At 34.9% G+C, this 26,545-nt stretch carries 26 protein-coding genes; 2 read left to right on the forward strand and 24 right to left on the reverse strand.

The window, feature by feature from the left end; all coding sequences use genetic code 11:
• Positions 1–45: 45 nt before the first annotated feature.
• The 7 genes from nrdR to E7L28_RS04585 all read right to left on the reverse strand — a co-directional run bounded on the left by nrdR (position 46) and on the right by E7L28_RS04585 (position 10,626).
• Positions 46–537, reverse strand: a complete 492-nt coding sequence (gene nrdR / locus E7L28_RS04555) for a transcriptional regulator NrdR (protein WP_004692976.1) — start codon at positions 535–537, stop codon at positions 46–48.
• A gap of 198 nt (positions 538–735) precedes the next feature.
• Positions 736–4,182, reverse strand: a complete 3,447-nt coding sequence (locus E7L28_RS04560; protein WP_195395141.1) for a pyruvate carboxylase — start codon at positions 4,180–4,182, stop codon at positions 736–738.
• A 281-nt stretch (positions 4,183–4,463) separates the two neighbouring features.
• Positions 4,464–5,813 (reverse strand): M18 family aminopeptidase, encoded by a 1,350-nt coding sequence (locus tag E7L28_RS04565; protein WP_008600727.1) that lies wholly within the window; start codon positions 5,811–5,813, stop codon positions 4,464–4,466.
• Between the two features lie 234 nt (positions 5,814–6,047).
• A complete protein-coding gene (locus E7L28_RS04570; protein WP_316711466.1) occupies positions 6,048–7,448 on the reverse strand; it encodes an anion permease in 1,401 nt (466 codons plus the stop codon).
• 236 nt (positions 7,449–7,684) lie between these two features.
• A complete protein-coding gene (locus E7L28_RS04575; RefSeq protein ID WP_004697392.1) occupies positions 7,685–8,518 on the reverse strand; it encodes an Mrp/NBP35 family ATP-binding protein in 834 nt (277 codons plus the stop codon).
• Positions 8,519–8,638: 120 nt separating this feature from the next.
• Positions 8,639–9,832 carry an aminotransferase-like domain-containing protein gene (locus E7L28_RS04580; RefSeq protein ID WP_008600722.1) on the reverse strand — a complete coding sequence of 398 codons (1,194 nt, stop codon included), beginning with the start codon at positions 9,830–9,832 and terminating at the stop codon, positions 8,639–8,641.
• A 56-nt stretch (positions 9,833–9,888) separates the two neighbouring features.
• On the reverse strand, positions 9,889–10,626 hold the full coding sequence (locus E7L28_RS04585; protein ID WP_060918806.1) for a TVP38/TMEM64 family protein: 738 nt from the start codon (positions 10,624–10,626) through the stop codon (positions 9,889–9,891).
• A 274-nt stretch (positions 10,627–10,900) separates the two neighbouring features.
• On the opposite strand from E7L28_RS04585, the gene E7L28_RS04590 reads away from it, so the two are divergent.
• Complete coding sequence (locus E7L28_RS04590; protein ID WP_278471420.1) at positions 10,901–11,293, forward strand: thioesterase family protein; 393 nt, start codon at positions 10,901–10,903, stop codon at positions 11,291–11,293.
• Positions 11,294–11,449: 156 nt separating this feature from the next.
• Here E7L28_RS04590 and E7L28_RS04595 read toward each other — a convergent pair whose 3' ends face one another.
• Positions 11,450–12,472, reverse strand: coding sequence for a branched-chain amino acid aminotransferase (locus E7L28_RS04595; RefSeq protein WP_316711467.1), 1,023 nt, complete (start codon positions 12,470–12,472; stop codon positions 11,450–11,452).
• A 285-nt stretch (positions 12,473–12,757) separates the two neighbouring features.
• Between E7L28_RS04595 and E7L28_RS04600 the strand changes: the two genes are divergently transcribed.
• Complete coding sequence (locus E7L28_RS04600) at positions 12,758–13,420, forward strand: fumarylacetoacetate hydrolase family protein (RefSeq protein WP_004693512.1); 663 nt, start codon at positions 12,758–12,760, stop codon at positions 13,418–13,420.
• Between the two features lie 172 nt (positions 13,421–13,592).
• Here E7L28_RS04600 and E7L28_RS04605 read toward each other — a convergent pair whose 3' ends face one another.
• The 16 genes from E7L28_RS04605 to E7L28_RS04680 form a co-directional block, all read right to left on the reverse strand.
• On the reverse strand, positions 13,593–14,090 hold the full coding sequence (locus tag E7L28_RS04605; RefSeq protein WP_195394927.1) for a methylated-DNA--[protein]-cysteine S-methyltransferase: 498 nt from the start codon (positions 14,088–14,090) through the stop codon (positions 13,593–13,595).
• Positions 14,091–14,192: 102 nt separating this feature from the next.
• Positions 14,193–14,972, reverse strand: coding sequence for a protein-ADP-ribose hydrolase (locus E7L28_RS04610; protein ID WP_060919708.1), 780 nt, complete (start codon positions 14,970–14,972; stop codon positions 14,193–14,195).
• A gap of 108 nt (positions 14,973–15,080) precedes the next feature.
• The gene (locus tag E7L28_RS04615; protein WP_118091498.1) at positions 15,081–15,848 is read right to left on the reverse strand and encodes a putative quinol monooxygenase; all 768 of its coding nucleotides are present in this window, start codon (positions 15,846–15,848) and stop codon (positions 15,081–15,083) included.
• 14 nt (positions 15,849–15,862) lie between these two features.
• Positions 15,863–16,348 (reverse strand): prolyl-tRNA synthetase associated domain-containing protein, encoded by a 486-nt coding sequence (locus E7L28_RS04620; protein ID WP_118091497.1) that lies wholly within the window; start codon positions 16,346–16,348, stop codon positions 15,863–15,865.
• Between the two features lie 123 nt (positions 16,349–16,471).
• On the reverse strand, positions 16,472–17,494 hold the full coding sequence (locus tag E7L28_RS04625; RefSeq protein ID WP_316711468.1) for a DMP19 family protein: 1,023 nt from the start codon (positions 17,492–17,494) through the stop codon (positions 16,472–16,474).
• A gap of 125 nt (positions 17,495–17,619) precedes the next feature.
• Entirely contained in the window at positions 17,620–18,198 is a 579-nt protein-coding gene (locus E7L28_RS04630) for a hypothetical protein (protein ID WP_316711469.1), read from the reverse strand.
• Positions 18,199–18,317: 119 nt separating this feature from the next.
• Entirely contained in the window at positions 18,318–18,683 is a 366-nt protein-coding gene (locus E7L28_RS04635) for a hypothetical protein (RefSeq protein ID WP_316711470.1), read from the reverse strand.
• 176 nt (positions 18,684–18,859) lie between these two features.
• On the reverse strand, positions 18,860–20,386 hold the full coding sequence (locus E7L28_RS04640) for an SMI1/KNR4 family protein (protein ID WP_316711471.1): 1,527 nt from the start codon (positions 20,384–20,386) through the stop codon (positions 18,860–18,862).
• 30 nt (positions 20,387–20,416) lie between these two features.
• On the reverse strand, positions 20,417–20,887 hold the full coding sequence (locus tag E7L28_RS04645) for a hypothetical protein (protein ID WP_039969246.1): 471 nt from the start codon (positions 20,885–20,887) through the stop codon (positions 20,417–20,419).
• A gap of 109 nt (positions 20,888–20,996) precedes the next feature.
• Complete coding sequence (locus tag E7L28_RS04650) at positions 20,997–21,416, reverse strand: hypothetical protein (protein ID WP_005386940.1); 420 nt, start codon at positions 21,414–21,416, stop codon at positions 20,997–20,999.
• Between the two features lie 28 nt (positions 21,417–21,444).
• Positions 21,445–22,506: an ankyrin repeat domain-containing protein gene (locus E7L28_RS04655; protein WP_005386941.1), complete on the reverse strand. Its 1,062-nt coding sequence runs from the start codon at positions 22,504–22,506 to the stop codon at positions 21,445–21,447.
• 113 nt (positions 22,507–22,619) lie between these two features.
• Entirely contained in the window at positions 22,620–23,267 is a 648-nt protein-coding gene (locus E7L28_RS04660) for a DUF4304 domain-containing protein (RefSeq protein ID WP_227283057.1), read from the reverse strand.
• A 108-nt stretch (positions 23,268–23,375) separates the two neighbouring features.
• Entirely contained in the window at positions 23,376–23,744 is a 369-nt protein-coding gene (locus tag E7L28_RS04665) for a BdrN protein (RefSeq protein ID WP_227283058.1), read from the reverse strand.
• A 193-nt stretch (positions 23,745–23,937) separates the two neighbouring features.
• Positions 23,938–24,357 (reverse strand): hypothetical protein, encoded by a 420-nt coding sequence (locus tag E7L28_RS04670; RefSeq protein WP_227283059.1) that lies wholly within the window; start codon positions 24,355–24,357, stop codon positions 23,938–23,940.
• Between the two features lie 232 nt (positions 24,358–24,589).
• Positions 24,590–26,068, reverse strand: a complete 1,479-nt coding sequence (locus E7L28_RS04675; protein ID WP_024066715.1) for an Lsa family ABC-F type ribosomal protection protein — start codon at positions 26,066–26,068, stop codon at positions 24,590–24,592.
• Between the two features lie 28 nt (positions 26,069–26,096).
• Complete coding sequence (locus tag E7L28_RS04680) at positions 26,097–26,411, reverse strand: TfoX/Sxy family protein (RefSeq protein WP_024066714.1); 315 nt, start codon at positions 26,409–26,411, stop codon at positions 26,097–26,099.
• Between the last annotated feature and the right edge of the window lie 134 nt (positions 26,412–26,545).

The raw sequence follows: 26,545 nt of genomic DNA on the forward strand, positions 1-26,545 counted from the left end.
GCTAATTTCAAAACCATGTATAACCAATCAGTAATACAGAATCAATTATTCTTCTACGACAGGTTTGCGTTTCGGCTTTTTAGCGTCTAACTTCTTCAGAGCTTTTAACTCTTCCATAAAGCTATCAATATTATCAAACTTACGATATACACTAGCAAAACGAACATATGCAACTTGATCTATGTCTTTCAGTTGTTGTAACACGAGCTCACCAATGCGATCAGTTGTAACCTCTTGGTTAATTTCATTCCGAATATCACGCTCTACATCATTAACTACTTGCTCCATCACAGACATAGGAACTGTACGCTTATCACAAGAGCGCAATAACCCATTCAGTAGCTTACCGCGGTCAAATAATTCACGTCGTCCATTTTTCTTCAATACCATAAGTGGTACTTCTTCTATAATTTCATAGGTAGTAAAGCGACGGCCACAATTGATACATTCACGGCGACGGCGAATACTATTACCTTCATCAGTCGTTCTAGAGTCTGTTACCTTCGTGTCTGTGTGTTGGCAATAAGGACATCTCATCTGTTACTACTCCTTTTCTACTAATCATTCTAAAATAACGCATAATACGCCCATTTTCTCTATATTATATAGTACCATGAAACCCTTGAAAATACAAAGAATCCCTAGGATTTCCTAGGGATTCTTCCATTATACTTCAATTTTTCATTTTATGAAATATTTGAGAAATAATATTTTTAATTTTAAATGATTGTTAGCTTATCGTTTTAAAGCATCTTCAATACGAAGCAAGCAGTCACCAGATTCGATACGGCTACCTTCACGTACAAGGATTTCTTCTACGATACCGTCGATAGGAGCTGTAATTGTTGTTTCCATTTTCATTGCTTCTGTAACGATCAATGGTTCACCTTTAGTTACAGATTGACCATTCTTAATAAGGATCTTAACAACGGAACCAGACAATGTAGCACCAATTTCACCAGGGTTAGATTCATCCGCTTTGCGACGAACAACACCAGTTGTCTTAGCATGTTTATCATGAACCTTAATGCTACGAGGTTGACCATTAAACTCGAACAATACGATGCGATTACCATCTTCATCAGGTTCAGAGAAACCATTCATCTTGATAATCAGTGTTTTACCTTTTTCAATGGTTACTTGAATTTCTTCGCCCCGTTTCATACCAAAGAAGAATGTTGGAGTATCTAATACAGATACATCACCAAAGTCTTTTACAAATTTATTGTAATCTTGGTAAACCTTAGGATACAAGCAATATGCACTAATATCTTCATCAGTTGTTTGGGCTCCCATTTCGCTTAATTCATGACGAATATGTTCAAAATCTGTTGGAGGTAATACAGCACCAGGGCGAACTGTGATTGGGCGAGCACCTTTCAAGATGATTTTTTGTAATTTTTCAGGGAAGCCTTGATATGGAGTACCAAGACGTCCTTCAAAGAATTCAACTACGGATTGAGGGAAATCCAATACATCGCCTTTTTCGTAGATATCTTTTTCAGTTAAGTTGTTTTGTACCATGTACAATGTCATATCCCCTACCACTTTAGAGGATGGTGTAACTTTAATGATATCACCAAACATCATGTTTACTTGGTGGTACATTTTCTTAATATCTGTCCAACGATCACCAAGCCCTACCATTTTAGCTTGTTGTTGCAAGTTAGAGTATTGTCCACCTGGCATTTCATGTTGATATACTTCAGTATTAGGATATGCTTCTGCTTTATCTACACCTTTGTAATATGGTCTGATACTACCAAAATAATGAGACATTTCTTCCATGTAATCAATGTTCATTTCTGGTTGACGTTCATGACCAGACAATGCATAGTACATGGAATTCATGCTAGGTTGAGAAGTACCATTAGCAAATGCTGAGTATGCTAAGTCGATTACATCAACACCAGCATCTACAGCGCGGCCATATGTATAGATAGAGTTACCGGAGCCTTCATGAGTATGCAAGTGAATTGGAACAGAGACAGCATCTTTCAAGGCAGATACCAAGTTATAAGAAGCTTGTGGTTTTAAAAGGCCGGCCATATCTTTAATGGCAATAATATTGGCACCAGCTTTTTCAAGCTCTTTTGCCATATTTACATAATAGACCAAGTTGTATTTTGTACGAGCACCATCAAGGATATCGCCAGTATAGCACAATGCAACTTCAGCTATTTTATTTTGTGCACGCACTTCATCGATAGCAACATGCATATTATCAAGACTATTCAAGCTATCAAATACGCGGAATACATCAATACCATTAGCAGCAGCCCGTTGAATGAATTGACGAACTACGTTGTCTGGATACGATGTGTAACCTACGGCATTTGCACCACGAAGAAGCATTTGAAGCAATGTATTTGGCACTTCACGACGGAACATGCGCAAACGCTCCCACGGATCTTCATGTAAGAATCGGTATGATACGTCAAAAGTAGCACCCCCCCAACATTCTAAGGAGAATAAGTTAGGTACACCTTTTGCAGCATGACCAGCTACGCGAGCCATATCGATTGTACGAAGACGTGTAGCAAACAAGGATTGATGGGCATCACGCCAAGTGGTATCAGTGAAGAATACTTGTTTTTGTTCCGATAACCATTTACTGAATTTATCTGGTCCAAGTTCATCAAATTTTTGTTTTGTACCAGATGCTGGACTTACATCCAAAGTAGATGGCATTTGAATCGGTTCAAAGTCAGGAACCTCTTGAGCCCCTGCACCAGAATAGCCATTAATTGTAACATCAGCAATGTAACGTAATAATTTAGTACCACGGTCACGATCTGGTTTCAATTCGAATAATTCAGGATGTTCTTCAATGAAGTTTACATTGTAAGAACCACTTTGGAATTCAGGATGTTCCAATACATTAATCAAGAAGTGAATATTTGTTTTTACACCGCGAATACGGAACTCTTTTAAGCAACGAAGCATTTTACGAATAGTTTCTTCGTTGTTAGGACCAAATGCTGTCGCTTTCACAAGCAAGGAGTCATAGTAAGGTGTTACAACGGCACCTGTAAAAGCATTACCAGAATCAAGACGGATACCAAAACCACCAGAGCTACGGTACGCTAAGATTTTACCGGTATCAGGCATAAAGTTGTTTTTAGGATCTTCTGTGGTAATACGACATTGGATAGCAGTGCCTTTACAAGGAATTTTATCCTGCTCAGGAATACCTACTTCAGGGCTATGTAAACTAAAGCCTTCAGCGATTCTAATTTGAGCATGAACAATGTCAATATCTGTAATCATTTCTGTTACAGTATGCTCTACTTGAATACGTGGATTAACTTCGATAAAGTAGAAGCTACCATCAGCAGTTACCAAAAATTCTACAGTACCTGCATTCACGTAGCCAACATTTTTCATGATTTTAACGGCAGCATCACATACAGCTTTACGAGTTTCTAATGATAACGCAAAGGCTGGCGCCATTTCAACTACTTTTTGGTGACGACGTTGAACAGAGCAATCACGTTCATGCAAATGAACTACATTGCCATGTTCATCACCTAAGATTTGAACTTCAATATGTTTAGGCTCTACGATAAGTTTTTCTACATATACATCATCATCGCCAAACGCAGCTTTCGCTTCAGATTTAGCACGATCATATGCATCTCGAAGATCTTCTTTATGATGAACTTCACGCATACCACGACCGCCGCCGCCATTAACGGCTTTAATCATCAATGGAAAACCATGTGTATCAGCAAATTCTTCTAGTTGAGCATAATCTTTTAAAGCCCCATCAGAACCTGGGATCATCGGAATTTTTGCTAATTTAGCTTGCTCACGAGCATTTACTTTATCACCAAACATATTCAAATGCTTGATTTTAGGCCCAATAAAGATAATTCCTTCTTCTTCACAACGACGAGCAAAGCCTTCATTTTCAGATAAGAAGCCATAACCTGGATGGATAGCATCGATGTCATGTTCTTTTGCAATACGGATGATATCTTCAATATCAAGATATGCGTCAACTGGTTTTTTACCTTCCCCTACGAGATAGGCTTCATCGGCTTGGTTACGGTGCAAGGATAATGTATCCTCTTTAGAGTAAATGGCTACAGTTTTAATTCCCATTTCATTACATGCACGGAACACGCGGATCGCAATTTCTCCACGGTTGGCAACCAATACGGATTTAATTTTTCTCATGTATTGCCTCCTACTAGCTTCCACAAATGTGAACTATCAGCTTTCATTTTTATTAATATATGAATATTTCCTATACTTATAGATAAATCAATATTGAGGAAAGCCTCATCAAAATTTATGATGAGGTTTTATATTCATAATAATATATACTTATTATACAATATTTTCATTATATTTAAAGGATTATACCAATTATGAAAGTATAAAATATATTTTTTACTGTTCATTACAAAAAATCATATGTCTTTCAATAATGCACATCGAATAAATTCCATTTTATATTACTTACCACCTAGAAAATGATTCATTAATCGATTTAATTGCTCTTGATCAGCTGCCCCCATCAATTCTCTAGCTGAATGCATTGCTAAAAGAGGCAAGCCTACATCAATAGTACGCATTGGTAACATAGCTGATGAAATGGAACCTACTGTAGATCCACCTGGAATATCCGAACGATTTACATAAATCTGATACTGTGCATCCGCTTCTTCACAAAGGCCTTTAACGATAGCAATGGCCTTAGCATCCCCAGCGTAAGATTGGCTACATGCAATCTTAAGGGATAGCCCTTTATTAAGTACAGGAATATTCGTAATGTCATTTTTCTCTGGATAGTTTGGGTGTAATCCGTGTGCTACATCGGAGGAAATCATAAAGCCTTTAGAGATAAAGCTGTCCATCTCTTGATTAGAATATCCTAATGCGTCATACACGCGTTTAACGAGATTTGGTAATATCATGCCAGCCCCACCTTGTTTCGTACGACTGCCCACCTCTTCGTTATCAAAGAGTATAGCACAGCGAACACCATTAACATTCATTTTTTTGGCTTGAATAATACCAGATAATACACTAAAGCAAGATGTTAAATTATCTAAACGAGGTGAGCTAATGAAATCACCTTCCGTACCGAGTACACAGCCTTGTTCCGTAGGATATAACGTCATTTCATAAGATAATATTTCGGAAGGATCGCAATCTACTTCATCAGCTAAAAACTTTGTCCACTCATCGTATTGAGTATCTGATTCTGAAAATAAACTTGGATTATTTCTATTATTTAAAGGTTTTGTAGGATTATCTTCATTATTACGTTCCATCATCAATATAGGAAGCATTTCTTTTTGACGATTTAGTTTAACCCCATCATTAACAGAGCGATTCATATGAATAGCTAGGTTTGGAACAATAGCGATAGGCCGTTTTGTATCGACTAGAACAGAATCTACGTCAAAGGCATTTTTTCCTTTTAACACAACCGTACCTGCTGCACCTAATGGACGATCAAGCCATGTATTTTCTATAAGACCGCCATACATTTCTACATTTAACTTTGTGTATCCTTTCATAGAGGTTATAGGGTTTGGTTTAACACGAATAGCAGGAAAATCTGTATGAGCCGACGCAATACGTAATGTATGTTCTGGTTTCTTCCCTATATGAAAGGCAAATAAGGTGGTGCCGAACACGTTAACTACATAAGAACCAGAGTCTAACTGCCACTCATCTTCTAAACTGAGCTCTGTAAATCCTGAGTCCAATAGCATTTGTAAACTTGTATCTACTGTGTGATACGGAGATGTACAAGCGCCAATATACTTTAATAATTGTTCATTATCAAACTTCATAGGTCCCTCCTATGCACAAATCATATAAAATTTGTACAATTAGCTTGAATAATTTATTATGTATATTATTTTACAATATTTACATTAATTATCTATTAACTACTCATATTTTATCACAAAAAGCCGCCCCTATCGGGACGGCTTTTTATATACGATGTAAATGCATAGTACACTAAGTCTAATAGGTTTAAAGTACATGCCATTACAATCCTATAAAATTGTCAGTACTAAATTTTACCACATACCAATCAACTTCATCCATACAGAGCCAAGACCCATGAAGATAATTAAGTTGATTATAGATGTGAAGAAACCAAGTTTCCACCATATATTTTGAGGAACATAACCAGTATTAAAGATTACTGGAGATGGACCTGCTGCATAGTGAGTCAAAGACATACACAAGTTAGATGTGAATGCAATCATCAACAATGTCAACATAGGTGGGGCACCTGCAGAAATAGCGATTGCAGAGAATGCTACGAACATCGCAGAAATATGCGCTGTTAAGGATGCAAATACATAGTGAGCATATGTATTAACAAGAACAGCTACAACAAAGGCAATTACCCAAGAGCCTTCTGGAATATAACCACCCACTTGAACTGTAGCCCATTTGATAAAGCCCAATTTGGAAAGGAATCCGGCAAAGCCCATCAATGTACCCATCCAAACCAATGTATCCCAAGCACCCTTTTCACTCTTAACATCGTCCCAAATTAGAACGCCTGTAGCAAGTAAAATAGAAATACCTAAGAATGCAACAGTTGTAGCATCAAGTTTTGTAAATTGAGACGTAGCCCACAATACTAATGCTAAAATAAATACGCCAAGCATTACCCATTCTTGGAAAGAAATCTTGCCAAGACCTTTTAACTCTTCACGAATCATTTGTTGAGCTTCACGAGCATCTTTGATTTCCGGTGGATATACTTTATAAATGAAATACGGCATAATAATCAATGCAATAATACCAGGTACGATAGCTGCCATAGCCCAGTCGCCCCATGTAATACCAATACCAAAAGATTGAAGCGCTAATGCTGCAACCAATGTATTACCAGCCATGGATGTTTGGAACATCGCAGATGTAATCGTATTTACTTGGTAAATTGATTGCATCAAGAAAGAACCAATTTTACGAGGTCCATCTTGTGGTTCAGAACCGAAAGCTTTTGCTAAGCTAGTTGTAATTGGCATGATTACACCGCCTACACGAGCTGTGTTAGATGGTGTTGCGGGAGCTAAAATCAAATCAGACAAAGCCAATGCATAGGCCAAACGCAAGGAGCTACTACCAAAAGCAGAAATCAAATTATAAGCAATACGTTTCCCCAAACCAGTTTTAATAAAGCCACGAGAGAATAAGAAAGCACCTACAATTAGCCAGATTGCAGAGTTAGCAAAACCTGAAATACCTTCACTAATCTTTAATGTGCCTGTCAATGCAGCAACAGTAATAACAACGATAGATACGCCACCAATCGGTAACGGCTGAGTAATGAAGCCTACGATAGTAGCTACAAAGATTGCAAATAAATGCCATGACTGAGGAGTTAATCCCTCTGGAGTTGGAACAAACCACAGACCTAAACCAAAGGCTGCTGGAATGATCCAGTTCAATAGTTTTTTCATACACATACGTCCTACATAGGAAAACATTAAAATTAAACCAATATATGCCAATACACCCTATAGTATCATGTTAAGAAAAATAAAAATCTATACTAACTATGTTCAGCATATCTGTAGTAAGAGAATTAAAGATATAATTCTATCTTCCTACCATAAATATAACATAATTCACCATAAAAAGATGTGATAAAAAGCTGTGCATTTATAAATACACAGCTTTCATCATCATATGAATCCTATTCAGGTAGAGATACGTCCTCTAAATTTGTTTTTTCGATAGACTCAATATCACCTTTATCGCAAAGGTTTGCAATAGTTGGGTCAATTGGTAAACGGTTCAACAATAATAGACCGTATTTTTGAAGGATTTCTTCGATGTGGCTTTCACCAAAAATTTGATAATCCTTACCGTTATCTGGGCAATGGAAGTAAGAGTAGTTTTCCACCACACCAATAATAGGCACTTGCATTAAATCAGCCATTTTAACTGCTTTTTCAACAATCATGGATACCAAGTCTTGAGGAGATGTAACGATAATAATACCGTCCAATTTCAAGGATTGATATACAGTAATCGCTACGTCACCTGTTCCCGGTGGCATATCAACAAATAAATAATCGATGTCTTTCCAAATAACATCTGTATAAAATTGTTTTACTACATTACCTAAAATAGGACCACGCCATAAAACAGGATCTGTATCGTTTTCCAAAAGGAGGTTAACAGACATAACGTCAATACCACCTTTAGATTTTACAGGATACATACCGATTTCGTCAGCATATGCCTTTTCCTTAATGCCAAACATCTTAGGAATAGAAGGACCTGTAATATCCGCATCGAGGATACCTACTTTGTAACCTTTACGCGCCATTGTAATGGCCATCAAGCTGGTAACGGAGGATTTACCTACGCCACCTTTGCCAGATACTACACCAATTACATGTTTAACAGAACTAAGCTCGTGTAATTGAGCTGTAAGATCTTGAGGTTGTTGAGACGCGCCACCACCGCAACCAGAAGATTGAGATGGGCATCCGCCACAATCACTGCTGCTACCGCAACCCATAGTAAACACCTACTTTCTTTGAGGCTATACCTCACATCTATATTAAAAACTTTTTTATATGGTAAACACAATGTATCTACGCCTACATTGTATCACGTTATATCAAAAATTATCAATATATTACTCACCACAAAATTCTTTAGTTAACCCGCCGAGAATTTCCATCCCCTTTGTAATTTCCTCTACTGTTGGTACCGTATAGCTCAAACGAAATGCATGACCTGCTCCTGCTCCATCTGCTGCAAAGGCACCACATTTAATAATCCCAACATTGCGGTCCATACAAGTTTCAAAGAATACATCACAATCTACATCCTCAGGCATCGTCATCCATGCAAACATACCACCTGTAGGTTGTGTCAAATGAACTTTAGAACTCGCATACTTTTTAAAAGCGTTAAGTAAAGCTTCACATTTCATTTTATATACTTTTCGTACATTATCTAAATGAGCATCGTAATCAATGGTATCAAGAACCTTCGCTACCACCTTTTGAGTTACTAATGGCATTTGACCGGCCGTATTATTTTTTAATGCTTGGATAGCTTCAATAACTTTAGTTGGGCCAAATAAGAAGCCTACACGCAAGCCTGCAGATAATGTTTTAGAATAAGAACCTGCATACAGAACACGATCTTCTGTGTCGAAGGATTTGAACGTTGGAATATATTCTCCGGCGAAACGAATTTCACCATATGGATCATCTTCATAGATAAATAAATCATATTTAGATGCAATAGCATAAATCTCCTTACGGCGCTCTAAAGGCATAGTAATGCCTGTTGGATTCTGGAAGTTGGGAATTAGATAAATATATTTACCTTTACCAGATTGAGCCGCTTTTTCTAACTCACCCGGAATCATACCGTACTCGTCAGTTTTAATACCTATTGCTTTACCGCCCATGTTGCGCACAGAGTTAATAGCACTGGTGAAAGTAAATTCATCCATATACACTTCATCGCCTGGTTCTAAAACTGTAATTGGTACAAGACCTAATAATTGACCTGCACCATTGGAAATAATGAGACCTTGTCCTTCCGAATTCATCTTATGAGTTTGTACTAAACGTTCTAACGTAAGTTCTGCTAAATGTGCATCACCTTGCATTGGACCATATTGTAAAAGGCTCATAGGATTAGAATGCACAACTTCATCAAAAGCCCTTTCGATGACCTCTACCGGTATCGCTTCTGGCGCAGGATTACCAATACCAAAGCTAATAAAGCCTTCCACGCCTACACCACGTTCAAATACTTCACGAATAAAATTAGGACCTTTTAAGGTTACACGTTCAGGAAGAGAAAAGCTCATACTATCGCCTCTTTCATATATACTAAATTGAATAACATTTAATTAATTAGAAATTGTTAAGCATTAGGATCATGCTCTTGTTCAGCATTTTTCTTATTGATGTAGTTCTTATATACTTTCCAAAGAATAAAGTATACAACCCCTGCAACAACTACGATGATTCCTAAGCGCCCCATATTCTCTTGGAAGTTTACAATATCTGTACCGATAGCTACTTCAAGAGCTGTAGATGGGAATTTACCGATTAAATTCGCTAAGATATAATCTCTCGGTTTGATTTTACTAATGGCACCCAATGCTGTGATAACACCAGATGGAAAATATGGTAAAGATCTGGCAAATAACATGACCACAAAGCCATTTTTACCAGAAAAATCATCTACTTTCATCAATACTGTACTCTTAGCAATCAACTTGTCCGCTGTATCACGTAAGAAGTAACGCATAATATAAAAGCTAATGACTACGCCAATCGTCTCAGCAAGCCAAGAGATAATAATCCCAGGCCACATACCAAATACTAGACCATTAGCTGTAGATATAAAAATTGACGGTAAAAAGCCTACGGCATTAACAAAAATATCGAGGACCATACTCACCACCATGGCCATAGGACCAAAGCTTTGAATATACTCCGCTACCTCCTCCATAGAGCCACTCGTTGCCAAGTGCCACATAGTCGGATAAAACGTAGGATCTACTATATTTATGACAATTAATAAAACAATGAAACCAATACCTGCTATTAACTGTACCCAACCTTCACCAGAAGGTTTTAAATTTCTTTTACTCATATATACCTCGTATTAAAAAGACTAGCTTCATTATATCACGTATTCTATAGAAGAGTTATAACTAGTTACATTTCTTTAATTCTAATCTGAATAGCAATTTTAATACTCTATTTATCTAATTTCTACCGGTTAAAACTATTGTTTTTAGAGCATAAACATTCTATTTCCTAAGGTATTACCAGTTAAAATATATATAATTTCAATAGCATAATAATTAATTTTAGATGTATAATACTAGTATAATGAGAATATTCTTAGTGAAAGAAGGTATAATATGGTATCAGCAGGTCAAACAGCTACAGCAACAGTTATAGTAACTGAATCTAATATTGCAAAAACAATGAAGTCTGGTTCTTTAGAGGTCTTTGCTACACCAGCGATGTGTGCACTTATGGAGGAAGCTGCACAAGCTGCAGTACAGCCATATTTAGAGGATGGTGAAGGCACAGTAGGTATCTCCCTATCTATTACTCATGAGGCCCCTACGCCTTTAGGCGCAACAGTAACAGCAAAAGCTACTGTAAGTGCTGTAGAAGGTCGTAAAATAACATTCGATATTGAAGCCTCTGATGGTGTTGGTATTATTGGTCGTGGCACACATGAACGATTTGTTATTAACAACGAAAAATTTATGACTAAGGTGCATAGTAGAGCAAAATCTAACTAATAGTCTACTATTTTACTAATAAGTTTATTGCTAATATCTTATTTACTTTGTTAAAATAATAAAATACAAAAAATGGCATCTATCAAATGATAGATGCCGTTTTTATTTACATATTAGTTTCTATTTACATATTAAATTATATAATCTACTAAAGGATTAGCAAATTTTAACTACCCAGCCTTCAGGAGCTTCGATTTCACCATGTTGAATGCCAAGTAATGTGTCATATAATTTTTTAGTGATAGGACCCATATCATCCATGCCAGCAGGTACATTAATGGTACCTTCTGGAGTATCGATTTGGCCTACTGGAGAAATAACAGCCGCTGTACCACAAAGACCAATTTCAGCAAAATCTTTTAATTCATCTTTACGAACAGGACGATGTTCTACAGTCATACCAAGGTAGTGTTCTGCTACATACATCAAAGAACGACGTGTAATAGATGGCAATATACTATCAGATTTAGGTGTAACTAATTTACCATCTTTAGTAATGAAGATGAAGTTCGCACCACCAGTTTCTTCTACATGTGTACGAGTAGCCGCATCAAGATACATATTTTCTGCATAGCCTTTGTTATGAGCATCAGTGATAGCATACAAACTCATAGCATAGTTCAAGCCAGCTTTAATATGCCCAGTACCATGAGGAGCTGCACGATCAAAATCAGTAATACGAATTTTGATTGGTTTAGCACCACCTTTAAAGTAAGGGCCTACTGGTGTTGTAAACACACGGAATTGATATTCATCAGCAGGTTTTACACCGATAACGGAGTTTGTACCCATCATGTAAGGACGAATATAAAGGCTTGCACCATGACCATATGGAGGAACAAAGTCTTTATTTGCTTTTACAACTTCTTTTACAGCTTCGAGGAAACGACCTTCAGGTAATGTAGGCATTACAAGGCGTTCACAGGATTGATTCAAACGTTCTGCATTCAAATCTGGACGGAAGCATACGATGTGACCATCTTTTGTATAGTATGCTTTCAAACCTTCAAAAACAGTTTGAGCGTATTGGAATACACCAGCACATTCATTAAGGACAACGTTAGCATCAGTAATTAGACTACCTTCGTCCCATTTACCATCTTTATATGTAGTCAAATAACGGTAGTCGGTTTCTACATAACCAAAACCGAGATTATCCCAATCGATATTCTTGCTCATAACAATAACCTCCATTTATATTGATATACACTTAATCTTATCACTATCATCTTGTATTTTCAATAGATTCTATAGAGATGATAAATTATATATACAGATATAGTATCTATTAAGATATATCATCTATATATAGGTAACATATTAATAGATATGTATATTATCAAATAGGCCCCTAGCTATACTATCGTTGAATATAAAAATTGTTTTTTACAGTATAGCTACCGCCCTATTTATATTATAATAATTTCAGATATACATTATCTTATTTTACTAGAGGTCCCTATTATGAACGAAAATAAAAATTTTTTAATTCCTAATCCTAAAAGTATCATTTGTATCGGCCTTAACTATGCTGATCATATTGCTGAAACTAGTCTAGCTACACATGATTTTCCAGAAATCTTTATGAAAACATCAAATGCTCTTGCAGGTAATCATGATACAATTACTATTGAAGACGAAACTTTCCATTACGATTATGAAGGAGAATTAGTTATCATCATCGGTAAATCTGGTAAAAACATATCTCCTGAAAAGGCAATGGAACATATCTTAGGCTATACCATTGGTAACGACGTATGTGCCCGTACATTACAGTTTAGAGGTTCTCAATGGATCCTTGGCAAATCGCTTGATCACTTTGCTCCTATTGGTCCTAATATTGTATCTCCTGATGATTTTGACTTTGAAAGTGCTACTATTACGACAACAGTAAATGGTGAAATACGTCAACAAGCAAAGCTAGAACAAATGATTTTTAAGCCTTATAACATTATTGCCTTCTTATCAACATATATGACACTCCAAGAAGGTGACATTATCTTTACAGGTACGCCTAGTGGTGTAGTATTAGGTAAAAATGAAAGTAAGTATTCTTGGTTAAAACCAGGAGATATTGTTACAGTTTCCATAAGCGGTATTGGTACCTTAGAAAACAAATTTATTTAAAATAAGTACATTGTAAAAGTATTGTATTTGCTCATATTCTAATTATTACGATATCTATTTACATTACAACTAAATATATCTAAACACAAAAAAAGATTACTTCTATATATGTCTAACTATACATAGAAGTAATCTCTTTTATTATTATCTATGTTTTATATTTACTATTACTTTATTTATGCTCCGACTCTAGGTCTAGCATATATTTCTTGCGTTCAATGCCCCCTGCATATCCTGTTAACTGGCCATTACTACCAATAACACGGTGACAAGGAACGATGATAGAAATTGGATTATGCCCTACAGCCCCTCCTACGGCTTGAGCAGAAAATTTCTCTTTACCTTGTTGCTGTGCAATTTGTTTACCAATATCTCCATATGTTGTAGTTTCACCATAAGGAATTGTCTGTAATATAGACCATACGGATTTACGGAACTCTGTACCTTCTAACTGGATAGGCGGTGTAATAAAGGGCTTTTTACCATTAAAGTATTGATTTAGCCACATAATTGTTACTTCAAATGGACCTGTTAGTTGCTCTATATACTCCGCATCATCATAACTAGGTGCATGAGCTTCATCAATAAAAAATAAATCTGTTAAGTATGATAATGTACCAAGCATAATCATTGTCCCTAATGGACTTTCATAGGTATATTTATAGTTCATAGTACATTAACTCCTTCTTAAGATAACAAATCATTCAATACCTTTTGTATGTCATTATTAAATGATACAGCATTTTTATGAATTTCAAAAGGAGTATGTTAGTTATCCCAATAGTTTGTTGTAGATGTCATAATCTATATCCTTAAATACGTTAAATACCACTTGGATTTTACTATTTGTTTCTTTTAAATACCTACGTACCGTATCGATAGCAATTTGGGCCGCCAATTCATTAGGAAATCTAAACTCACCTGTAGAAATGCAGCAAAATGCAATGGACTTCAAACTATAAGCATTAGCTAGCTCCAAGCAAGATCTATAGCACGATGACAATTGTTCTTTTTCTAAGTCTGTAACAGTATCATAAACAATAGGCCCTACCGTATGGATAACATGACTGGCAGGTAAATTAAAACCATAGGTCATACGAGCTACACCTGTCTTTTCAGGCATATCCATATACTCAGTCATCCTAGCACAGGCCATACGTAACTCAATACCAGCAAAAGTATGAATGGCATTATCAATACATTTGTGATTCGGTAGAAAACAACCGAGCAACTGCTCATTAGCTGCATTGACTATAGCCTTTACCGCTAGACGTGTTATATCCCCTTGCCACAAATATATCTGAGGTTCTCGCTCTTCCATATCGTTAATCGTAACGATGCCTTTTTCATGAGCCAATGTATTTAAATATTCATCCTCTATCTTCATCCACTCTGCGGACATAGCTCCTGCAGGACGAATATTACATAGTGCTCTAAATAGAGTAAATTGTTCTTCTTCACTTACGGGAATATCTATATGTTCGTTATATTTCTCTTTATATTCGGCTACTAATCCCTCTAAAAGATAGCGCAATCGTTCTTGTTGTGTCATATATAACTCCTAAATAGAATTAACTAGATTATAACCTATTATATAGCAAAAAACTGCTAGCACATAATATGCTAGCAGTAACTTTACTGATTAGTATTATATCAAAAACTAAGGTCTAACAAATGATTGACCACCATGGTTTACAAGGATATCCCCATCTAATACTTTAGTAGTAACCCCTTGTAGACTACCTTGGATTTGGCTCATCATAAAACGATAACCTGGGCTGTTCAAGTGTTTAGTAAGGGCTTCTTGATCGCTATAGATTTGAATGACGTACCAACGATTTTTTGCATTTCTTTCACGAAGCACATAACCAGCCTTATAACCCGCATCATCACGAACGGCACGTTCCATATCGAGTTGATATTGTCGTTGTACCGTATCGATTTCATTGCTATCAACAGTAAACTCAGTTAAGGTCACCACTGCCTTACCATCATTTACGATAGATAATGCATCTTTCTTTTCAAATAAAAGTACAGACTGTACATCGTACATCTTACGATTTGTTAATTTAGAACCGACTTCATTAACAAATGCTTGATAATGGTCAGATTTGCGATGTGTTTCAATAGCAGCTAAATCTTTATAGATTTCAACTACATAAGACTCCGAAGGATTACCTTTTACATGCGCCACATTCATGGACAATGTATTAGGTTCTTTTTCCATAGATGCTGTCAGATTAGCTACACCTGCACTATTATAAGTTCCTTGTAACTCTACAGGTACTTCGAAACGATACATGCCTACACTAGGTGCTGTATCTACAGATTGATCTCGCTCCATAACAAGAGCTGCAAAAGATGTGCTTACACCTAATACGGCAATAGCAGATGTTAATACAATACGTTTTAACAAATTTTTGTTCATAAAAGACTCCTAAATCACAATGTAATATATTCTACTATTGTACCATGCTCTTCAATGAGTTTAACTAGTTCTTTACCTTGAAGCCACACAGTCGCATCATTTTGGTTCGGATGTATGCCGATTAAATTATTCTCGTAGTCCGCATCAATATAGTAATGGACCTTACGGTCCTCATCATGAAGCAAGCAGAATGGAGATACGTGACCTGGTTTAATCTTCAAAATATCCCATAGTTCTTCTTCAGAGCCAAAGGAAATCTTTTTCAACTTATGGTCCTTACGAAATTGTTTTAGATCTACACGCTTTGAACCACGAACGGTAATTAAATAGTAATGCTCTCGTTTATGATCTCGTATAAATAAATTCTTCGCATCCCACTCAGGATAGGGCAACTGCACATTTGGCTTATCGTCCATACTAAATAATGGTGCGTGATCTGTAATTTCAAAATCGATATGATGGTCACGTAAACAATCATATACGCCTTGTTTATCTAACATGTAATACCTCTAATACATCGTTTCTACTTGGTGAAAGTTGCTACATAATAAAATCGATTAACATAGTGAAAGTACCAGTTGTACCGGTTACATCGATTATATCTTGTTAAATATATCCCAAGCTTATTCTGGAACTTTATAGGTACCATCAAATACAAATAATTCAGGATGTTCATGTACAAATGCATCTTCAAAGATTCCATCATATTCATATACTACATCATCTTTTCCATCTAGGAAATCGAATAATTCAGCCTCATTCTCCCAATCTTGTAAAATAGTCCATCGTTCAGCTCTATCAAATGGAACAGAGCCGCCAAAGTAATCGATTACAGATTGTAAATTATCTGCTAGTATGTCCATCTTGAAGAGGCGTAACCCCGCAAGAGTGTCCTCCCATACAATACCAGTAGAGTTATAGAAGAATTGATGATGCCCACCATTATTAACCTCAGCGAAATACCAGCATATAGCGTTAAGATATCGCTGCTCTACGGTAAAGGCTTTTGCAGATTCTAAATAGTCATCATACGAACCATAAATATTAATAGTCCAATAGGCAGGCTCATTTATAGTCCACATATCATCTGTAGCTAAAATTTCTTCTACAGTAATCGTTCGTTGACGAGGTACACCTTCTCTTTTCTTCTTTTTCTCTGCTATATACTTGCTATAGTTTAAGCATAAATCAGGATAGTCAACTTCACATTTTTCAAAGTCCATTTGTAGACGGCACATATCCATGATTTCAAAGCAATATTCCCTTATATCATTTCGATTTTCTTTAGTAGCTAATTGTACACCGCTATCTACTAAAGCTAACATCTGTTGCATGTTCTCTGATGTATAAGCCTCATGATTAGTAGAAGCAATAGAGCCATGAGAGTACGCACAGCGATAATGCCATACTGCATCTCTCTGTTCTTTATCGATGGTCTTAAATACTTTAATAGCTTCTTCTGGCTTATCGTTATTGTTATAGGCTCTACCAAGTTCGCCTAATAAAGGTACAGATAAGTTATCGATGTCAACCCCCGTCAATACATCGATAATAATGTCCTCTTGACCGATATCATTAAGATCTTTAATAGTTTGCAACTGTTCATCATCAGACAAAGATAGAAACTGCTCAACACTCATAGACAATCAATACACTTCCCCTCGTATCATTAATATGTATATGAACTCATCTTATCATAATAATAACAAACAACACAAAACAATAACTGACTGATTTTAAAATAATAGTTTATAACAAAAACAGCTATTTACTAGCTACCAAGCCATACGACAAATACAGGAGTACCTTCATCATCGTCAGCAACATCGTCGTCATCGTCAGCGTCAAATTCATGATCATCATAGGCTAGATTTTCAAAGAATACATGATCGCCGAGCTCTTTATTAGCCATTGTGTTATGTATCTTGAAAAGAATCTCTTCAGTAGTAAAGTATTCGCCATTATCTGCTTTAAAGCGAGCATAGATATCTACTTGCCACATACCGTCTTCTTTATCGTATTCTTCTAATTCATCGTCTTCATATAAGTATTCATTAGGGTGAAGCTGACTTTTACTTTCAATCCAAGCCTCATAGCTTACAAGAATTTCAGGCTCTACTAATGGCGGTAAATTATCAGGATTAACATTATGCTCTTCTAAGCATTTATAAAACTCCTTATCAAACTCTTCTCTAGTATAGGTAGTTTTATTGAAAACCCAAGGAATTCCCTTAAATTCATGATAGTAACCTTCATATATTTTATTACCATCTTTATCAGTACCAAGATATTCAATCTGCTCAGTATTCTCATCCTTGTTAAAAAGTTTTTTTATGGCATCAAAAATCATAGGATAATCCTCCTTGTAATCCTTTGAACTAATAGAGATTAATAAATGCTCTACTACTTCACAACACTAAACTAATCTATTTATCTAAGGTAGCTCTTTTGCCATTTTATGGCAATATATCAGCCATCAATAGCAAAGTAATTTAAATCTTCAAACTCATCATCCCAAAATTCAAAGCAAAATATATGAGTAAAATCAAAGGTTTGTTCACAATAGGTTACAGCACCTAGCTCTGGTTCAATTTTAGGGATACCGATACGTTCTTTCACATCATCTATAGTAATAGATTCATCATACATTTCTCGAATGTCTTCAAGCATGAAAGCTGCAATCTTATCAATATTTTTATGATAATTTTTGGCAAGAACTTTTACAGTATCTAAATAATCGCCTGATGGCTTCTCCTCCCAACAGAATTCTAAGCCTTCATAAAGAAGTCTATATTCACAATATTTCTCATCATATATGAGTTCATTTTCTATCATAGGCATCCTCTCTCATCACAATGCTTTGATTTCAAAATTACTAAAATACTTTCTCAATATTTTACACAAAGCTCATATAAAATAACGTAGCCCAAAGCACAATAATATATAATTTCTAAGTATATAGTAAAAGCCCTTCGCATAAGCGAAGGGCTAATCTATTATTTCTCTATTAATTAGCTACCACAGCATGTATAGAATACAGGTATACCTTCATCGTTATCTATAAGTCCATAACCTTCACATTCATGGCCTTCATATTCAATACCTTCAAAAAAGACGTGATCGCCCAGTTCTTTATTAGCCATTAGATTATGCAATTTAAAGAGCAATTCTTCTCTAGTAAAATATGTACCATTATCTGCTACGAGATAAGCCATGATTTCAACTTGCCACATACCGTCTTCTTTATCGTCTTCGAGTAGTTCTTCATCGGTTACACGTTCATTATCAAAGAGTTGGTCTACACTTTCAATCCAAGCCTCATAGATTACTAGAATTTCAGGTTCTTCTAATCTATCGTCGTCTGCTTCATCATCTACATATTTCTCTACTTCTTTATGGTATTCTTTAGAAAACTCTTCTCTGCTATATGTTTGCTTATTAAATACCCAATGTACTACATCATATGTAGGATACTTATCTTCTTCGCATTCATTAATATCTCCAGTAACTTTACCTTCTGTAGTAACTTTATCTTCTATAGTATCTTTGCTATTTTTCTTATCAAAGACATTCTTAATAGTTTCATATACCAAAGGATAATCCACCTTGTACTCTTTTGGCTTAATTTTAAATAGGTGATATTTTACCACTTCACAGCACCAAACAAGCTGTTTATCTAAATGGGCTTCTTTCGTCATTTTTATGCCTGTTTCTATTAATTGTAATGCCTTCTGTACATGTTCAGATTCATAGCTTTTACCATACCCTAGCATCCCATGAGCATAGCCACAACGATAATACCAAGACCAATCGCGATGTGCCTCATCGATACGTTCAAATAAATCAATAGCCTCTGCTGCGCGGCCACTATTGTTATACATACGTCCTAAGGAGCTTAACAATATAGGCGACAAATTATCAATGCCTATGTTAGTTAATAACTCCATCGCACGCTTGAAATCGATGCCCTCTTGTTCATTAAGGAGCTTAACCTTTTCTGTATCACTTAATTCTTGAAACTCTTCATCCGTAATTTCTTCTATATTGAAATATAAGTTCTTAATAAAGTCACCAAAATTATCTGCTAACGGCGTAATTGAATAATCACATTCTTGGTCTACACGGACTACCTTAGGTTCACCGGTTGGACCGCACTCACGATAATCGAGGAAAACCATGTCGTGACCGCCGGAAATTGTATCGGCTACAACGATACCAATAGGGGGATATTTTACTTTGGAAATCCAAAATTCATTACCCATCTCACCTAAAAGAGAGTATTTTTTATCTCTATCGATGCCATATATTCCTGTTATATATACACAATCGTCATCATCGTTAATAAAACAATTCTTATTTACTACACCACCATTATGGTTTTTAAGTAGCTCTATATATGCTGTAGGCAATGTATAGCCTAGTTTAGCTTCAGCATTCTTAATATCCTCATCGGTAACCTCTCTACCTATATAGGACTCAAATGCATAATCGGTGTCTTTCCAAAATCCAGTCCAATTGAAATCTTTTAGATGACTCATAATACTCTCTCCTAAACAAATAGATATAATCTAACCACATTTTATTTGATCAATGGAATATTTTTTTATTAAAGCTTTCACCTCACGCCGTATCAAAATGGTATCTATAATATAGGAAAAAATGATATAAGGACATACATTTATAATCCCGATAGGGGCCAATATAAGGGCTGCCCACAATAAATTCAGTGAATACGCATACCACTTAAAATCAATGGTATTTAAAAATGGTATAACATAGTCAATAACTCTTACTTCCCATTGCATTAATGGGTTCAATTCCTCACTTGTGCCTAATAGCCAAGTGAAAGTAAGGGCAAATATCAAACCATATACTATGCCAACAGGAATCAATATCTTCGCTCTCTTTTTTAACAGATTACGGCAAATCTCATCTTCTTCCTCTGGTGTTACATCGTATACCATATTACATTCTATCTGAATCCGTCTAAATCGATAGCGAATATACTTATACAAAAGGTTATTCGGTGAATATAACATAATGGGCTCCGTATACTATTTGTAGTAACTTAATTTTAGAAAATATATCATCCATCTATGGCAAAGTAATGTAAATCTTTGAATTCATTATCCAAAATATATTGCAGGATCAGTCATCGTTTGTCCCCTTTACATAGCTTTCCATCTTCGGTCTTAAATCTAACACGATTTCCCAACTATCTAATGTAGGAACCTTACGATGTGCAATAAAATCTTCTATTATCTGTAATACCTCTTGATGGCCCAGCTCATTCTTACCATATATGATAGCGCCGCGGTCGCCATCATTAGTTACACTAAGCTCTATATGTAATAAATCGGTATCTTGATCACTACAAACCTGTACAAAGTTATATAGTTTATTATCTATGGAGATTGCCTTTGATGGAGAAATAACTACAAAGTCTTGCTCTTGGTCTTCAATAGCATACAGATTTTGTTCAACTTCATTCAGTGTAATACCTTCATATTTATAGGTGCCTACATCAATGGACCAATCCGTATATGTTTTCTCAAATGTATCTGTCATATGTATTGCCTCTCCTTTACGATATACATTAAAATAAGGTTTCTAATTGACCTGCCATATCGGACATAAACTCATCAAATTTACAAAGCTCTCGTAGTTCTTGATGTTCTACATCATAACAAGAAATCTTTTTAGTTTTAGGGTCCCATACAATTTGCCACTCGTTATACTCGCCCAGTTCTTTAGATAAACGCAATAGATTACGACGACCTAATTTAAATGGAATCGTATCAATAAGTGGGAAGAACTCTATAGATATAAAATCGGAGTCTGGCAATTCAAAGTAAAGTTGTTCGCCCGCTAAAAAATTCACTAATGCTTTTGGTAATTTAAATGGCTTTAACTGATCCATTTTATTTTGTATATCATGAAACTCAGCAGGCTCTAAGGATTTAAAATACTCTGCCATTTCCATATCGCCTTTTTCAATAGCAATGCTATAGGCGCGCATACCATCCTTTTCCGTGATGGTCACGTCAGCGCCATGTTCTACCAAGTATTTACACATCTTTAAATCTACATACCGTGCTGCTACGCACAATGGCGTTGGCTTAAAGGGATATACAGAATCAGGCTTATTGTAGTTAATATCTACACCATTATGAATAAAGAAATCTAGAACCTCATAATTTCTATCTGTAATGGCATTTCTGAAAGCTTTACCGCCATACTTCTGTACCGTATGGCCTAAGTCATGAATAATCTGTAAATGATTATATTTCTTGCCATATAAGGCAGCTCGAAAGGCATCTACTTTTACACGGTTCAAGGCGTGAAAATTAGCACCATGAGTCACAACATAGTCGATAATCTCTTTATTACCATACCGTACAGCTAATAAGAAACTTGGATTTTCTTCATCATTAAGATTAGCGCCATTCTCCACTAACCATTGAATACTTGGCAAGCAACACATAACAAGAGCTAATTCTAAAGGTGTATGCTCACTATACTCACCAATTTCTATAGGTATATTAATATCCCAACCATTGGCTAATGCATTTTCTAAAGCGCTAATATTTCCTGTTACAATATCTGTTACGATATGAGGCACAGATTCAAATGTACCTAAATCTTTTAACTGTATCATGTCACTCTCCCATGAACTATATATTTAAAATGATTATCACTAATTACATTATATTACATTTATAAGTATGAGTGTATAGTAAAAGCCCTCCGCATAAGCGAAGGGCTTAATTATTATTTTTCTATTTCAATTCCATGAAGATATGCAAATTTAATCATAGCAGAGCCATAAAACTCACTTTTATCTAATGAAATATTTTCTTTTGGCATGTCTTTCAACTGATTATAAAAGTCAATATACATACTTCTTAACTCAGAATTTTTGATTATTTTATTAAAATATTGTTGAGCTTTATCTTTTCCACCATAATGATAAATATAATATGGTAGATTATAATCGTTTATATCTCCCTCTATAAGTTTTTCAATATTACGTTCTGTATCTTCAAAACCTGCAAATAGCGGTATTATATATTCCTCACATAACTTGCTAACTTCATCTACAGTATATTGATAGCTAGCACCTGCTAATTGATACCAATGCCATTCCGTTCTATTTAACAAACGACCTAATTCTCCGCCATATACAAACCCGTTATGAATATTAGCTTTTTTCATAGATTTAGAATAAATGGCAATATGTGGAACAAACTCTACGCTATCTGCATAGTTATTTCTATTAGCTTGAAAGTAGATTTCAAAGATGAGGTCTTTATTCTTAGAGGTTTTCTTTAACTTCTGACCTTTACTAACTACCTTAAAATCAGGAAATTTACTTGCTATCTCCTGCCAAGCTTTTTCACATAACTCTCTAGGTTTCAAAATTGTAAAAGTCCTCCTAAATAGTACTGTATTTCTTTTAAAGATTACTTTCAATAACTATAACAGATGTATATTAAAGTATTTCCTTTTCCCAAGCAATACATGAGTTTAAAACTCTAATGCATCTTTACTAAAGTTTATAAGATCAACTTCAATATTATGAATTATTTTAATCCAATCATCTTGTTTAATCCAATTATCAAAGCATACGTCAACGCTATCTCTTTCAGTATTATCTGATGCATCTATAATAGGATATACTTGATTAAAATAAGAAACTAAAACATCAAAATCTGGACTATAAACTCGTAATGGCTTCCTATAACAATGCCAATCCTTCCAATTTGGTGAGGAATTAGAGGTATCAGTAACTTTTAGAGGATTAAAATCTAAGCGTATATGCTCACCTAACGGTGCATTAAGCCTTAACTCCATATACTCTTGTTTTTTATAATCCATTGGTTTTAGCCAGGCCATATATAGTTAACTCCATAAACTTATAATACAAGGTATTATTTTATTTCTTTATTCCTAGTGTGCAAATCCATTATATCGTGCGTTATCATGAGAGTTAATACTGGATTCCTCTACGCTCTCAATACCTATAAAATATTATATCAATCTTTCTCTTCCCTATATCTAGCATAATTTTATCGGTAAAAAAATAGGGTTATTTTTTTACATGATACACCATATCCCCGCTATTCCAAATATACATAATGACAGATACTGGAGGTTTTTCATCAATCCAAAGCCAACCTGTATATGTAGTTGTATTGGCAAAATATCCTTCCGTAATTATTTCAAATTCTGAGTCTACATACTCATTCATAAAATCACGTAAACAAATGGACTTTCCATTAAATCGACCTTCACCTAAGGTTTTGTTAAATATTAGTACCTTACATAAGTCCACATCACAGTCTTTAAAAGATATTTCACCAGAAAATGCTCTTTCTTCACCATCTACCAATTGATATAATTCGTCAACTGTTAACGTCAATGTTCTATTATGAATTCTGATTCTACTTACTTTACTACCATAAAGACTAAAAAGGATGTTACTCTTTCTATCATGTATAAAATCCATAATATTCCTCACATAATTAGAGCTAAAACTGTAATCCATGGCCAGTGCTAATGCTTACTGCGTCGCTTCGCTTCTAGAAATCAAAGCCAGCGCCTAAACGTTGATTAAGTGAACACCAAGTATATCAAGTAGTTGCGTTTGTATGTGGGAATATATCCACATACTTTTTAACGATAGCATAAGGTTATCGTTAAAAGGTATTACCTCGACAAACTGAGAGTTGTTATTTAGTTTATAATCGTATTGTTTTATTAGCTATATCTTCTACAAACCTCTTATCGTGTTCCACAAATATAAGTGTAGGTTTTGCTTCTTTTATAATTTCCTCAATCTGTATCCTTGATATTACATCTATATAATTTAATGGTTCGTCCCAAACAAATATATGAGCCGGCTTTGATAAACTTACAGCAATTAAAACTTTCTTTTTTTGTCCATCGCTATAGTTCTTCATATCCATTTCAAACAATTCTCTTGCAAAATCTAATTTCCTAAGAATTGTTTTGCACAATGTTTCATCAACACCTTGCTTATGAATATACTCATTTAGGTGGCCTGTTAAATTTGATGTATCTTGGGGAATATATGATATTTTTAAATTACTTGCTAATTTTACATCACCTACGTACTCGTGATTTAAACCTAATAAAATTTTAATTAAGGTTGATTTTCCGCTACCATTACCCCCATATATAGCCACTATATCTCCCTGCTTTATATCAAAATTTACATCGCTTAATATCTGTCTTTCTCCATAATATAATGATAAATTTCTAACCAATATTAGAGAATTTTTGTGGTGATGTAATGGATGCAATAATAGACTTTCCTTTGTTTCAATATCTTTTAGTAAATTTTGTTTTTTTTCTATTGCCTTATTTTGTCTATTCTCTAAATTCTTAGATTTTTTCATCATCTTGGCTGACTGATGACCTATATGTCCCTTATCCGGCTTTACACCTGATACTTTTACACCGTTTTTGGTATTTTCAATTTTATAAGACCAGTTTTTACTTTGTCTTGCAGCTTCTTTTAATCGTTTAATATCTTTTCTTAATTTTTCGTTTTCACTAATTTCAAATTGATCTTTCATCAATTTGTTTTCATGCCATGATGTAAAATTTCCTGATTGAACATCAATAGAGTTTCTGTTAATCGAAATAACATGATTGATACAGCCATCTAAAAAGTCTCTATCATGAGATATAAGTAAAAAACCTTTTTTATTTTTCAGATATTCACTTACAATTTTTCTCCCGTCCATATCTAAATGGTTTGTTGGTTCATCTATAAGTAAAAAACCATCTTCTCTTGTAAATAAAATAGCTAAAAGAATTTTTGTTTGTTCTCCTAAAGAAAGCGTTTCAAATCCCCTGTAAACAAGGTTCTCATCTACATTTAGCAAATTAAGTTCTCTAAATAATCTCCATTCTTCCTCATCCGATATTAGTTCTTTATATAACTCAATTCCTAATTTTGAAGTATCACTTAAATTGGGTGGGAATTTAATAAAATCAACATCCTGACTTATTTTACCTTGATAAGTTTCTTGATTTAAAAGTAACTTAAATAGAGTTGATTTACCTATTCCATTTCTTCCTATCAATCCTATTTTCCAGTTTGTATCAAATGAAAATGATACATTTTCAAATACAGGGTTTACATAACCATAATATGAGAAATTGAGGTTTTCAATTTTAATTGTAGACATAAAAATCCCCCCTTAAATTCAAATTTGATTATTTCTTTAGTTTTGGTACAGGTAAATCATCATACATTGAATTAAATAAGCCATTTAAAAATTCTTTGTTGTCAACATCATCAACCAATAGCATTTCCTTTGCTCCATCATATGGTAACTCATACTTTGCATTTGGCATATATGCTATTGCGGATTTAACAGGTTTCACTAAGAACCTATCATCATAAATTCCACCAACAATTTTTCCGCGATAATAAACAATGTATTCTCCCATCATTGATCTATATGTTATTTCTTCCAACTCTGATAGTTGTTCTAAAATAAAATCTAAATATTCTTTACTTGAAGCCATAACCTGTGCCTCCAAAAAATTTTAATTCGTCTACACTATTTTAATAATTATATTAGATCTATATGTTGGGACTTCAGTTTACAGTAGCACGCAGCCAATCATTCTTCACTTCGCTCTAATTCTTGGACATCCCT

Source organism: Veillonella parvula (assembly GCF_032575955.1).
GTDB lineage: Bacteria > Bacillota > Negativicutes > Veillonellales > Veillonellaceae > Veillonella > Veillonella parvula_J.